The following is a 13079-nucleotide window of genomic DNA, read 5'->3' as shown; positions in this document are numbered from 1 at the left end:
GCCTGATGAGTGGCCATGATCGACTCTCGCCCACCTCCCTCGCTGCACCTGCGTCGTCGCCGCCTTCGCGACCGCCTGGCGACCCTGCTGATCACCGCGGGGGGCATCGGCGTGCTGGTATCGGTACTGGCCATCGGGGTGTTTCTGGCGCTGGAGGTGATACCGCTCTTTCTGGGGGCGGATGCTATTGATACCGATGCGCTGTGGCGCCCTCAGCCGGTGGAGGGGGCCGCCGAGCCCCGGCATCGCTGGCGGCCCGAGTCCCTTGGGGAGGCCAGTCCGGCGCATTACGGCATGCTGCCGCTTGCCTGGGGCACGCTCAAGGCCGCGCTGTGGGCACTGCTGTTTGCGGTGCCCCTGGCGCTGGGCGCCGCGGTGCATTCGGCGCTCTACATGCCGCGTCGCCTGCGGGCCCGGCTGAAGCCTACCCTGGAGCTGATGGAGGCCATGCCCGGGGTGGTGGTCGGTTTCATTGCCGGCCTGCTGCTGGCGCCCTGGGTAGAGCTGCATTTAACCGCTACCTTGCTGCTGGTGGTCACCTTGCCCCTCGGGGTCGTGCTGGCTGTAGGAGTCAGGGGGCTGTTGCCGTCGCCACTGGGGAGGCGGCTGCCCCTTGGCTGGGCGGGAGTGTGGCTGATGCCCTGGCTGCTGATGGTGGGGGCCATCACCCTGTGGCTGGCGCCCTGGCTCGAGGCCGCGCTGGTGGGGGGAGATCTGCGTGGCTGGCTCGCCGCCACCCTGGGCCTCGACTATGCGGCGCGCAATGCCATGATCGTCGGTGTGGCCATGGGCTTTGCCGTGATCCCCGGCATCTATGCGCTGGCCGAGGATGCCCTGAATGGGGTGCCCGACAGCCTCGCCGAGGGTGCCCAGGCACTGGGTGCCACCCGCTGGCAGACGCTCTGGCGGGTGGTGCTGCCCGCGGCCTCACCGGGCATCCTGAGCGCGGTGATGATCGGCGCCGGCCGGGCGGTGGGCGAAACCATGATCGTGCTGATGGCCAGCGGCAACACCGCCCTGATGACCCTGAGTCCCCTGGAGGGGCTGCGCTCGCTGTCGGCGACCATTGCCATCGAGCTGCCTGAGGCCGCCGTCGGCGGTACCCACTATCGGTTGCTGTTCCTGGCGGCGCTGGTGTTGTTTCTCTTCACCTTCCTGGTCAATACCCTGGCCGAGGTGATGCGTACTCGCCTGCGGCGCCGCTATCAGCGCCGGGAGGGGGGAGCATGAGAGGCTCGTGGCGACGCTACGGTGAAGGCCCCTGGCCCTGGCTGGCCGCCGGCAGTGTGGCGCTGTCGCTGCTGATGTTGCTGGCTCTGCTGTTGCTGCTGGCCACGCGTGGGCTGGGCCATTTCTGGCCCGCCGAGGTGGCCGTGGTGACGCCTCACGCCGGCTCGCCTTTCGCCGGCATCGCGGTGCGTGAGGAGGCGAGCCCCGGCGACACGAGGCGTGAGCGCCTCTACTTCACCGCCAACCGGGATCTGGAGGGTGGCCGCTGGCGCTGGATCGAGCTTGGGGAGATCGCCAGGATCGACTACCCAGCCGAGCTGGTGATGATGGAGCGCAGTCGCTGGGGCGATCTTGTCGGCCGGTTGGTGGCGCTCGAAGGGGAGGGAGAGAGCCATGTCGGCGAGGCTGCCTGGCCCGCCCTGCAGGCGCGACTGAAGGCGCTGGAGAGGCTGCGCGACGAGCGAAACCGCCTGCGCGACGAGGTGGTGATGCCCCTGGTTCGTCGCCTCGAGGCCGTCGACAGCGACGAGGCTCGCGCGGCGCTGGTCGCGGCCAATGGGCGAATCCGTGAGCTTCAGGCGGCCATGGGCGGCGCTACCCTGATAGTGGAGAGCGCCGACGGGCGGCGTGTCGAGCAGCCTCTGGAGGAGGTACTACGTGCCTGGCGGCCCAACGCCATGACGCTGTCCGACAGAGTGGTTGCCTGGGGAGAGGGCGTGTGGCGCTTTCTCTCCGAGGGGCCACGCGCCGCCAACAGCGCCGGAGGGGTGTGGCCGGCGATCTTCGGCACCATGTTGATGGTGCTGCTGATGTCGCTGGTGGTGACCCCCTTCGGTGTGCTGGCCGCCATTTATCTCAATGAGGTGGCCCATCAGGGAGTGCTGACTCGCATCGTGCGCATCGGTGTGCGTAACCTGGCGGGGGTTCCCTCCATCGTCTTCGGGGTGTTCGGGCTGGGACTGTTCGTCCATGGCATCGGCGGGAGCCTGGACGAGTGGTTCTTCAGCGAACGACTGCCATCCCCTACCTTCGGCACCGGCGGCCTGCTGTGGTCCTCCCTGACCCTGGCCCTGCTGACCCTGCCGGTGGTGATCGTGGCCACCGAGGAGGGGCTGACGCGGGTGCCGGACCATCAGCGGGAGGGAGCCCTGGCGCTGGGCGCCACCCGCATGGAGATGCTGACCCGGGTGGTGCTGCCGATGACGCTGCCCGCCATGCTGACCGGCATGATCCTGGCCGTGGCCAGGGCCGCCGGTGAGGTGGCGCCCCTGATGCTGGTGGGGGTCGCCAAGCTGGCCTCCCGGGTGCCGGTGGACGGCGACTTCCCCTACCTACATCTTGAACGCAAGTTCATGCATCTTGGCTACCATGTCTACGATACGGCCTTCCATGGCGATGACGTCCAGGCCGCCATGCCGCTGGCCTTCGCCACGGCACTGCTGCTGGTGCTGGTGATCCTGATGCTTAACCTGACTGCAATATTTCTGCGTCATCATCTGAGGCTGCGTCATGAGGTGCCGTCGCGCGTCTAGCGGTGGCCCAGAGGAGAATCTGTCTGGTGTCCGTTTTCACGTCGTCATCCGCCGCGAGAGGGCCGATCATCGACTTCGCCGCCTCCGAAAGCTGCCTGGAGATCACCGGGTTGAGCCTTGCGTATGGCGACAAGCCGGCGCTGCGCGATCTGACCCTGCGCGTGCCCCGCCACCGGGTGACGGCCTTTATCGGCCCCTCCGGGTGCGGCAAGTCGACCCTGCTGCGTGCCCTCAACCGACTCCACGATCTCAACGAGGAGGTGGTGCGGTGCGGCGAGATTCGCCTCGAAGGGCAGGATATTCATGCCCCCGAGGTGGAGGTGGCGGAGTTGCGGCGCCGGGTTGGCATGGTCTTCCAGGCGCCCAATCCCTTCCCCATGTCGATCTATGACAACGTGGCCTTCGGTCTGCGCCTGCAGGGGGGGCTGCGCAGGCGCCAGATGGACGATAGCGTCGAATGGGCGCTGCGCTCCGCGGCACTCTGGGAGGAGGTGAAGGATCGCTTGCGGACCTCGGCCTGGGCGCTTTCGGGGGGCCAGCAGCAGCGCCTGGTGATCGCCCGTACCCTGGCGGTTCAGCCCGAGGTGCTGCTGCTCGACGAACCGGCCTCTGCCCTGGATCCCATCTCGACGCTGAAGATCGAGGAGCTGATCGGCAACCTGAAGTCGCGCCTCAGCCTGGTGCTGGTCACCCACAACATGCAGCAGGCGGCACGGGTTTCCGATTTTACCGCCTTCCTCGAGCAAGGCGAGCTGGTGGAGTACGGCCCCACCCAGACGCTGTTCACCCATCCGCGCCTCGCGCGCACCGAGAACTACATCACCGGGCGCATGACCTGAAGCGTCCGGCCCCAAGGAGAGTCCCATGGACATCAGCAGCGATATCCACAGCCAGCACATTTCCCGTCAGTTCAATCAGGAGCTCGAGGAGCTAAAGACCCAGCTGATGGCGATGGGGGGGCTGGTCGAGAAACAGGTCCAGGATGCCGTGGCGGCCCTGCTCGAGGGGGATTCCGCACTGGGCCGTCAGGTAGTCGAAAATGATCGCATGGTCAACGATATGCAGATCAGGATCGATGCGGAGTGCACTCAGGTCCTGGCGCGACGACAGCCTACCGCGTCCGACCTGCGTCTGGTGCTGGCGGTGATCCGCGCCGCCTCCGATCTGGAGCGCATCGGTGACGAGGCAAGCAAGATCGCCCGCAACTCCTGTGAGTTGATCGAGGGCGATAATGGCAGCCGCGGCTTCGTGGAGGTACGCATGATCAGCGACCATGTGCGGCGCATGGTGCGCGATGCATTGACCTCCTTCGCCAGGCTCGATACCGAGCTGGCGCTCAAGCTGGTCCACGAGGATGAACAGGTCGACAGCGAGTATCAGAGCGCCATGCGCTCGCTGATGACCTTCATGATGGAGGATGCACGCTCGATCTCGCCGGTGCTCAGCCTGATGTGGATCCTGCGTGCCCTGGAGCGCATCGGTGACCATGCCAACAACCTTGCCGAATATGTGGTCTATCTGGTCAACGGCATGGATATCCGCCATACCGCGCCAGATGACCTGAATGCCGAGGCCATTGCTCGCAGGGGTTGACCATCGCCGGTGTTTCGTCGTCAATAACGCAGCCCCTTGATCTCGACCGCTGCAAGAGACGCTGAAATGCTTGATGCCTTCACGGCCCTGGCCCGTGGTACCCGCCTGGTCTACGGCGCCGGCCTGCGCCGCTATGTGTTTGCCCCCATCGCCGTGAACCTGCTGGTCTACGTCGCCATGCTGTGGTTCGTGCTGGCCAATTTCGGCAGCTGGCTGGACCACTGGATGAGCATGGTACCGGGCTGGCTCGCCTGGCTGGAGTGGCTGATCTGGCCAATGTTCGTGGTCAGCCTGGTGCTGGTGGTGTTCTTCACCTTTACCCTGGTGACGCACCTTGTCGCCGCGCCCTTCTACGGTTTTCTTGCCGAAAGGGTGGAGATCGAGGCCACCGGGCGGCAGCCGCTGGATGACCGAGGCCTGACGAGAACCGCACTGGATGCCCTGGGCCGCGAGCTGGTCAAGCTGGTCTATATTCTGCCGCGCATGGCGGCGCTGTTCGTGCTCAGCTGGATTCCCGTGGTCAATCTGGTGGCCCCGCTGCTCTGGGCGTTGTTCTCGGCGTGGATGATGGCGATCACCTATCTCGACTACCCCATGGACAACAACAAGGTCAGCTTCGCCGAGATGCGACGCCGTCTCAGGACGCGCTGGTGGCCCACCATGACCTATGGGGGCGGGGTGACCCTGATCACCTGGATCCCGCTGGCCAACCTCTTCCTGCTGCCCGGGGCAGTGGCCGCCGCGGTGCTGATGTGGGACGGCCACTATCGTGACCTGCCCGCCGACCTGCCAACTCGTCGTTGAGACGGCGTCAGGTCGCGAGGGTCTCCCCTTCCAGTCGGGTAGCGGGGAAGAGACAGCGAAAGGTGGTGCCCTGGCGCGGCCGGGAGTCGATCTCCAGGCGGGCGTCGTGGCGCAGCAGCACGTGCTTGACGATGGCCAGGCCGAGGCCGGTTCCGCCGGTCGCCGTGCTGCGCCCCTTGTCGACCCGATAGAAGCGCTCGGTAAGGCGCGGTACATGCACCGGGTCGATGCCTTCGCCGTCGTCGACCACCTCCAGGTAGGCGCCATGGTTGGGCCCGGGGCGCCAGCTCAGGGTGATATGACTGCCTTCGGCGGTGTAGCGCACGGCGTTGAAGGCCAGGTTGGAGAGGGCGCTGCGAACCTCCTGTTCACTGCCCACCAGGGCGCGAGGCTCCTTGAGCTCTACCCGGATGGTGTGGCGACCGCCGGATAGCGCCTCGGCATCCCGCTTTACGCCCTCCAGCAATCTGACCATGTCCAGCGGGGCATGGTCGCCTCCGCTGCGGTCGATCTCCAGCCGCGAGAGCAGCAGCAGGTCCTGGACCAGGTTCTGCATGCGGGTGGTCTGCTCCTGCATCTGGCCGAGTCCCCTGGCGAACCGTGGGGGCAGCTGGTCGGTGAAGCTGGCGTAGGTCTCCAGGTAGCCGGCCAGCACGGTGAGAGGGGTGCGCAGCTCATGGGAGACATTGGCCACGAAGTCGCGGCGCATCTCCTCGAGGCGATGCAGGCGGGTGATGTCGCGGGCCATCAGCAGCCGCTCGTCGTCGCCATAGAGGGTGATCTGAAACTCCAGGATGGTCCGCTCGTCGATGGGGGAGGGCAGGGTCAGGGAGTCGCGGTAGTCGCGTGCATGGAAGTACTCGATGAAGCGCGGGTCGCGCAGCAGGTTGGTGATATGGTGGCCGCGATCATGGGGCGCTTCCAGCCCCAGCAGCCGGGCCGCCGCGCTGTTCCACCACTCCATGTCGCCGTGTCGATCGAGCATGACCACGCTGTCGCGCATGGCCTCGGAGGACTCCTGAATCCGCCCCAGGGTGCTGCGCAGCCGCTCCTGGGCGATACGCTGGACCTTCTGGTAGCGGTAGAGGCGGTCCATCAGCTCACCCCATAGCCCGGCGGCCGAGGGCGGCTCGGCCTGGCTGTCATGGGTCAGCCAGTGGTGAAGGCGGTGCAGTTGATAGAGATGGTAGACAAGGTTCAGCGCAAGCCCCAGGGCCAGTCCGGCCCCCGGCGCGCCCAGCGGCCAGCCGACCGCCAGGCCGAGGCCAGCGAGCAGAAGCAGGCGCCATAGCTCATGCCTCCAGTGCCTCACGTCAGCCCTTGGTGGAAAACCGGTAGCCGGTGCCACGCACCGTCTGTACCAGGTGCTGATGGCGCTCACCCAGCGCCTTGCGCAGGCGGCGGATATGCACGTCGACGGTGCGCTCCTCCACGTAGACATTGCCGCCCCACACCTGATCGAGCAGCTGGCTGCGGGTGTAGGCGCGTTCCTGATGGGTCATGAAGAACTGCAGCAGGCGATACTCGGTAGGGCCCACACCCAGCTCCCGACCGTCGGCGCTGACCCGGTGGCTGACCGGATCGAGCCGCAGGCCATCCACCTCCACCGCCTCCTCGACACCATGGGGCGTTGCCCGGCGCAGCACGGCCTTGAGACGCGCCACCAGCTCCCGGGGGGAGAAGGGCTTGGTGATATAGTCATCGGCGCCGGCCTCGAGCCCCTGGATCTTGTTGTCCTCTTCGCCCTTGGCGGTGAGCATGATGATCGGCAGTTCGGCGGTAGTTTCGTCGCGCTTGAGGCGCCGCGCCAGCTCGATGCCGCTGGTGCCGGGCATCATCCAGTCGAGCAGCAGGAGGTCAGGCTGGTGGTCGACCACCATGGCATGGGCGGTCTGGGCGTTGTCCGCCTCGAGCACGCGATAGTCGGCCATCTCCAGCGCCATGGCGATCATCTCGCGGATGGGCGCTTCATCATCGACGATCAGTACGGTCTTGGCGGTCATCCTGAAGCCTCGGGTCAATGACGGGTCGATGTCGAGTAGATCACGACATTATGACACTGACGTGACAGGCCGGCCCGCACCGGAGGCCCGGCTACTGGATGCCTGGCCACAGGCTCAGGGCGATGCCCGCGAACACCAGCAGACCCGACCAGTAGTTGTTGAGAAAGGCCCGGAAGCAGGGCTCTCGCTTGCGCTCGCGGATCAGCCAGTGCTGCCAGACGAAGGTGGCCGCCATGGCCACCAGCCCCAGCCAGAAGAAACCGCCCAGGGCGAGTCGTGTGCCGGCCCAGGCCAGCAGCAGCAGCGTCACGATCTGCAGCAGGCCGATCATGAAGCGGTCGGCGCTGCCGAACAGCACCGCGGTGGACTTGATGCCGACCTTCAGATCGTCGTCGCGATCGACCATGGCGTACTGGGTGTCGTAGGCGATGGTCCACATCACATTGGCCGCGAACAGCAGCCACGCCTCGAAGGGCACATGGCCCAGCACCGCACCGTATGCCATGGGGATCGCCCAGGAGAATGCCGCTCCCAGAAACAGCTGTGGCAGATGGGTGTAGCGCTTCATGAAGGGGTAGATGAAGGCCAGTATTACCCCGCCGATGGAGAGCAGCACCGTGAACAGGTTGGTGAACAGCACCAGCACGAAGGCGCCCGCCACCAGCATCATAAACAGCGCCTGGGCCTCGCCCTCGCTGATGCGCCCGGTGGCCAGGGGGCGGTCGAGAGTGCGCTTGACGTAGCCGTCCACGTGGCGGTCGGCGTAGTCATTGATCACGCAGCCGGCGGCACGCATCAGATAGACGCCGGCGATGAAGATCAGCAGCAGGCGACGGCTGGGCAGCCCCTCGGCGGCGGTCCACAGCGCCCAGAGGGTGGGCCACATCAGCAGCCAGGTACCGATGGGACGGTCGAGGCGTGTCAGGCGCAGGAAGTCGGGGAGTCGGGCCAGGCCCGTGGGGCGCATCAAAGAGCGGTCCATCTCTACCTCGTGGCGGGTGGGAACACCAAAGCCTAGCGCGAAGGCAGGCCGAGGTCATCCGCCATGGCGTCGAGGAACCACTCCTGCACCAGCACGCGGAAGCCCCCATGGTGAAATACCGAACGGCGCCCCCAGGGCCCCCGTGCCTCATGGAAGCCTGCCGGGTCACGGGTGACCTCGATCTCACCGCGCTCGAGGTCGGGCTGACGGAACAGCCAGCTGCCCAGGGAGCGCTCGCCGAGATGCGTCAGCTCGTGGGCGGGCAGTCCCTCGAGCGGAGCCACAGAGCGTGCCACCACCCAGGGCGTCTCGCCCAGGCATAGCGCGACCTCGCGCTGCCAGGCCTGGCGGCCCGGAGGGAGGTTCAGCGCCTGGGCCTCGTCGCGCCGCAGCGCACCGGTGCGCTGGTCGATCAGGTGGACCCGGAAGGGGCGCGGGCGCCCCGCATCGGTGAGGCGCAGGGTCAAGGAGTCCCGCGAGCCTACCCATTGGCGCCAGGCCGGGCTCATGGTGGGGCGGACGGCGGCCAGGGGTAACCAGCGCGCGGGGCCATGCTGGGCGTGGGATCGGGAATCGGACACCGCGGACTCTCTGTCCATCCATGGGGGCGGGTAGTGTACCATGCGCAACCACCACCCATCCTCGACGAGGAGACCCATGAGTGCCCCCCTGACCATTCTCGGTAGCGGCATGGCGGGCCTTGGCCTGCTGCGCCAGCTGCGTGCCTTGGACAAGGAGCGGTCGGTGACCCTGATCACCTCCGACAGCGGTGACGACTACTCCAAGCCGCTGCTCTCCACCGGCTTCACCAAGGGACTGCCGCCCGAGCGGCTGGCGGCCCGTGATGCCCTGGCGGTGGCAGAGTCGCTGAATGCAGTGGTGCGTACCCACACTCGCGTCGACGCCATCGATACCGACTCCCGTACCCTGCATATCGGAGAGGAGCGGCTGACCTACGGGGAGCTGGTGCTGGCGACCGGAGCGGCGCCCACCATGCCCTTCGATATTCCAGCGTCCCTGGCCGGTCGAGTGATGGCGATCAACGATCTGGATGACTATCGGGTCTTTCACGCCGCGATAGGCGCCCTGGGCCGCCCCGCCCGAGTGGCGATCATCGGTGCCGGCCTGGTGGGCTGCGAGTTCGCCAACGACCTGCTGGCGGGCGGCCATCGGGTGACCCTGATCGCACCGGAAACGGCACCGCTGCCACGGTTGCTCCCCGAGCCGCTGGGCTGGGCGCTGGGGGAGGCGTTCCATGCGGCGGGCATGGCCCTGTGCATGGGGAGCGGTGTCGCCGGGCTGGCTGCCGAGGGCAGCGAGGCCGTTGTCGATCTCGATGGTGGTGGATCGGTGGTGGCCGATCTGGTGCTGCTGGCGACGGGGCTGCGGCCCCGCACGGCACTGGCCGAGGCGGCGGGGCTCGAGGTCAGTGCCGCGGGGATCCATACCGATCGCCTGATGGCCACCTCGGCGCCGGGGGTGCATGCCCTGGGCGATGTGGCTTGCGTCGATGGCGTCAATGCCATGTATGTGCAGCCGCTGCAGGCCGGCGCCAGGTCCCTGGCGCACACCCTTGCCGGCACGCCGACGCCGGTGCGTTATGGCCCCTGGCCGGTGCTGGTCAAGACGCCGTTGCTGCCGGTAGTATCGCTGCCGCCCACCCATCCCCCGGCGCGTTGGCGCATCGAGGGCGAGGCGGGGGACCTGACCGCCCTGGCCGAGGCCGAGGACGGACGTTTGATCGGATTTGCGTTGACAGGAAGCTGTGTGCGTCGGAAAGTCGAACTGGCGCGCGCTGCGCCGGCGTTGCTAGGCTAGGTCGGCGATGGTGGCCCAAGGGTCGCCCTATGTTGTAGTAGATCGTTAGTATCTCTTTCGACGTCGCTCGCCCGTCGCCCGGTGAGACAACCGAGTGAACGGCGAGCGTCGTCTGCCAAGACAACTATCATGACAGCTATCTCCCGACGAAGGTGTCGGGACCCAGTGTCAATACCAGGAGGGTTGTATGCGTAAGCCAGAACTCGCGGCGGCGATTGCCGAACGTGCCGATCTGTCCAAGGACAAGGCGAGCCAGGTGCTCAATGTCATTCTCGACGAGATCACCGGGAGTGTCTCCCAGGGGCAGGATGTCACCCTGATCGGCTTCGGTACCTTTGCCGTGCGCGAGCGTGCCGCGCGCACCGGCAAGAACCCCCAGACCGGTCAGCCGATGAACATTCCGGCCAGCAAGACCGTGGCCTTCAAGCCGGGCAAGGGCCTCAAGGACGCCGTGGCCAAGTAACTCCGGGGAAAGTGATTCCGGGGAACGTCACTCCGGGAAGTGCCCCCCGAACGCCTGGCCCCTTTCCGGTGCCAGGCGTCTTTCTCCCCTATTCTCCAGGGATCCGGTGGTGATGACATGAAGCTGAAACTGATGCTCTGGGTGCTGGGTTGGCTACTCAAGCGCGCCTTGCGTCGCAAGGCACGCTTCCGCGAGCTCCTCAATGAGATGGGCCATCTCGACTGGGGGGTGGCCACCGAAGATCTCTCCATCGCCCGGCACTACCGCATGTCGCCTCGTGGCATCGAGCATGGCCGCGGCCTGCCGGTGGATCTCGACCTGGAGCTGCGCTTCGAGGATGCGGCGACCGCGCTCGAGGTGCTGCGCAAGCCAAGCCAGCAGGTCTTCCTCGACGGCATGATGGAGGGCTGTGTGCGCCTGGTGGGCGATGCCAACGACCTGCAGCGCCTGCAGAAGTTGCTGCGCCACCTCTGACACCTCTCACCATGTCTCCGTCACTGGTCCTGCGGCGCTTCTGGACCCTAGAGCCTGCCGCCTACAGCCTGCGGGTGTTTATTGCCCTGGGTGGCATCACCCTGCTGTGCTGGTGGCGGGGTGATATGGCCAGCCTGATTCCGCTGTTCCTGGGGGCCATCGCCTGTGCCCTGGCCGAGACCGATGACGACTGGCCCGGGCGGCTGGCCGCCCTGCTGGTCACCCTGGTCTGCTTCGCGCTGGCCTCGCTGGCGATGGAGCTGCTCTTCGTCCATCCCTGGCTCCTCGTCGTGAGCCTGGGTGTGGCCGCCTTCGGCATGACCATGTTCGGCGCCGTCGGTCAGCGCTACGCCACCATCGCCAACGCCACCCTGATCCTGGCCATCTACACCCTGATCAGCCTCGAGCAACGCGACAGCCCGGTGCTGGATGAACTGTGGCGGGAACCGTCATTACTGGTGGCCGGTGCCGCCTGGTATGGAGTGATCTCGGTCGTTTGGTGTGCGTTCTTCTCGCGTCAGCCGCTGCAGCTTGCCCTGGCACGGGTCTACCGTGAGCTGGCCCGTTACCTCGGCCTCAAGGCGGCGCTGTTCGAGCCCTTGCGCGAACTGGATGTGGAGAGCAGGCGCCTGGCCCTGGCGCATCAGAATGGCGTTGTGGTGGAGGCCCTCAACGACGCCAAGGAGCGTCTCTTCCGTCGCCTGGAGGGGCAGCGCGAATCGCCGCGCCTGGCCCGTTATCTGGGGCTCTACATGATCGCCCAGGACATCCATGAGCGGGCCAGCTCTTCCCACTCCCCCTATGCCGAGCTGGCCGAGGCATTCTTTCATCACGATGTGCTGTTTCGGATGCAGCGGGTACTCTCCCGACAGGGCGAGGCGTGCCGCACCCTGGCCCGGGGGCTGCTGCTTAAGCGCAGCTTCGACCTGGCCCCGAGCGAGCAGGCGCTGGTCGATCTCGACGCCTCCCTGGCACATCTGCGCGGGGAGCTGACCGACGAGCGCAAGGCGCTGCTGCCCGCCCTGGAGGCCGTAGCCGATAACCTGGCGACCCTGGCACGAGCCCTGGCCAGGGCTCGCCACCCGGAGCTCGGGGAGCGCGGTGACAGGGTGCTCCACGACCGCACCCCCCAGGGTCTGGGGGAGGTCATCGAGCGCCTGCAGGCGCAGCTGACCCCAGGCTCGCCGGTCTTTCGTCACGCCGTACGGCTCGCTACCACCCTGGTGGCCGGCTTCGGTCTGCTGCATCTGATCCATCCCACCCAGGGCTACTGGATACTGCTGACCAGCCTGTTTGTCTGTCGCCCCAGCTTCGGGGCCACCCGGCGCTTCCTGTGGCAGCGCATCCTAGGAACGGTGCTGGGGCTGGTGGCAGGCTGGGCGCTGATCACCCTGTTCCCGGCGCCGGCGCTCCAGGCGGGAATCGCGGTGGTCGCCGGGGTCGCCTTCTTTGCCCTGCGCGGGCGTCACTACACCCTTGCCACGGCGGCCATCACCCTGATGGTGCTGAGCTGTTTCAATCAGGTGGGCGACGGCTTCGGGCTGATCTGGCCCCGTCTGGTGGATACCCTGCTGGGCGCGGGTATTGCCGGGCTGGCGGTTCTGACCATACTGCCCGACTGGCAGGGCAGACGACTGCATCGCCAGGCCGCCGCCGCCGTGGCCTCGGAACGGGACTACCTGGCGGCACTGGTGGCGCAGTACGCCGAGGGCAAGCGTGACGACTTGACCTATCGACTGGCGCGCCGTAATGCGCATAACGCCGATGCGGAGCTCGCCGCCATGTTGGCCAATATGCAGCAGGAGCCGGGCCCCTTTCGACGTGATGCCGAGCGGGGAGTGCCTTTCCAGCTGCATGCCCATACCCTGCTCAACTACCTGTCCGCCCTGGGTGCCCATCGCGGCGCGAGCCAGGGAGTCACACCGGCGGAGTGTGCCTTGGCCGAGGCGATTATCGCCGAGCTGGATGATCTGGCCCTGGCGCTGGAGCAGCGCGAGGCGATCTCCCCGGGGGAGGCACTCGAGGTAGCCGAGGGAGAGTCGGACTCGCTGCTGGGGGCGCAGCTGATGCTGATCGCTCGGCAGCTGACACCGTTGCGGGAAGCGGGAGCCGCGCTTTTAGCGGAGCGGTAAGAGCTCGGCTTCGTCGAGAGCGGTAAGCTATGTGTTTCAAGAAATCTC

13 protein-coding genes are annotated in these 13079 nt (G+C 66.8%); 9 read left to right on the top strand and 4 right to left on the bottom strand.

The window, feature by feature from the left end; translation table 11 throughout:
• The first annotated feature begins 15 nt into the window (after positions 1-15).
• From Q0894_RS09095 to cysZ, 5 genes are all read left to right on the top strand, one after another.
• Entirely contained in the window at positions 16-1230 is a 1215-nt protein-coding gene (locus Q0894_RS09095; RefSeq protein ID WP_299234099.1) for an ABC transporter permease subunit, read from the top strand.
• On the top strand, positions 1227-2762 hold the full coding sequence (pstA, locus tag Q0894_RS09090) for a phosphate ABC transporter permease PstA (protein ID WP_299234096.1): 1536 nt from the start codon (positions 1227-1229) through the stop codon (positions 2760-2762). The genes Q0894_RS09095 and pstA overlap by 4 nt, the downstream gene beginning before the upstream one ends.
• 23 nt (positions 2763-2785) lie before the next feature.
• Positions 2786-3601, top strand: a complete 816-nt coding sequence (gene pstB / locus Q0894_RS09085) for a phosphate ABC transporter ATP-binding protein PstB (RefSeq protein WP_299234607.1) — start codon at positions 2786-2788, stop codon at positions 3599-3601.
• Between the two features lie 25 nt (positions 3602-3626).
• Positions 3627-4355, top strand: coding sequence for a phosphate signaling complex protein PhoU (gene phoU, locus Q0894_RS09080; RefSeq protein ID WP_299234093.1), 729 nt, complete (start codon positions 3627-3629; stop codon positions 4353-4355).
• A gap of 66 nt (positions 4356-4421) precedes the next feature.
• Positions 4422-5159 carry a sulfate transporter CysZ gene (gene cysZ / locus Q0894_RS09075; RefSeq protein WP_299234089.1) on the top strand — a complete coding sequence of 246 codons (738 nt, stop codon included), beginning with the start codon at positions 4422-4424 and terminating at the stop codon, positions 5157-5159.
• 7 nt (positions 5160-5166) lie between these two features.
• Here cysZ and phoR read toward each other — a convergent pair whose 3' ends face one another.
• The 4 genes from phoR to Q0894_RS09055 form a co-directional block, all read right to left on the bottom strand.
• Positions 5167-6471 (bottom strand): phosphate regulon sensor histidine kinase PhoR, encoded by a 1305-nt coding sequence (gene phoR, locus Q0894_RS09070; protein ID WP_299234086.1) that lies wholly within the window; start codon positions 6469-6471, stop codon positions 5167-5169.
• 1 nt (position 6472) lies between these two features.
• On the bottom strand, positions 6473-7162 hold the full coding sequence (phoB, locus tag Q0894_RS09065; RefSeq protein ID WP_299234083.1) for a phosphate regulon transcriptional regulator PhoB: 690 nt from the start codon (positions 7160-7162) through the stop codon (positions 6473-6475).
• Positions 7163-7253: 91 nt separating this feature from the next.
• Positions 7254-8144: a 4-hydroxybenzoate octaprenyltransferase gene (gene ubiA, locus Q0894_RS09060; RefSeq protein ID WP_299234080.1), complete on the bottom strand. Its 891-nt coding sequence runs from the start codon at positions 8142-8144 to the stop codon at positions 7254-7256.
• 32 nt (positions 8145-8176) lie between these two features.
• A complete protein-coding gene (locus Q0894_RS09055; protein ID WP_299234077.1) occupies positions 8177-8725 on the bottom strand; it encodes a chorismate lyase in 549 nt (182 codons plus the stop codon).
• 76 nt (positions 8726-8801) lie between these two features.
• Between Q0894_RS09055 and Q0894_RS09050 the strand changes: the two genes are divergently transcribed.
• The 4 genes from Q0894_RS09050 to yccS all read left to right on the top strand — a co-directional run bounded on the left by Q0894_RS09050 (position 8802) and on the right by yccS (position 13031).
• The gene (locus Q0894_RS09050) at positions 8802-9962 is read left to right on the top strand and encodes an FAD-dependent oxidoreductase (RefSeq protein WP_299234074.1); all 1161 of its coding nucleotides are present in this window, start codon (positions 8802-8804) and stop codon (positions 9960-9962) included.
• A 187-nt stretch (positions 9963-10149) separates the two neighbouring features.
• Positions 10150-10425 (top strand): HU family DNA-binding protein, encoded by a 276-nt coding sequence (locus tag Q0894_RS09045; protein WP_195688639.1) that lies wholly within the window; start codon positions 10150-10152, stop codon positions 10423-10425.
• A gap of 117 nt (positions 10426-10542) precedes the next feature.
• Positions 10543-10899 carry a hypothetical protein gene (locus Q0894_RS09040; protein ID WP_299234070.1) on the top strand — a complete coding sequence of 119 codons (357 nt, stop codon included), beginning with the start codon at positions 10543-10545 and terminating at the stop codon, positions 10897-10899.
• A gap of 11 nt (positions 10900-10910) precedes the next feature.
• Positions 10911-13031 (top strand): YccS family putative transporter, encoded by a 2121-nt coding sequence (yccS, locus tag Q0894_RS09035; protein WP_299234067.1) that lies wholly within the window; start codon positions 10911-10913, stop codon positions 13029-13031.
• Positions 13032-13079: the final 48 nt, after the last annotated feature.

Origin of the sequence: uncultured Halomonas sp., assembly GCF_947501415.1 — a bacterium.
In the GTDB taxonomy this organism is placed as follows: Bacteria; Pseudomonadota; Gammaproteobacteria; order Pseudomonadales; family Halomonadaceae; genus Halomonas.
This window is presented reverse-complemented; position numbering and strand designations above follow the sequence as displayed.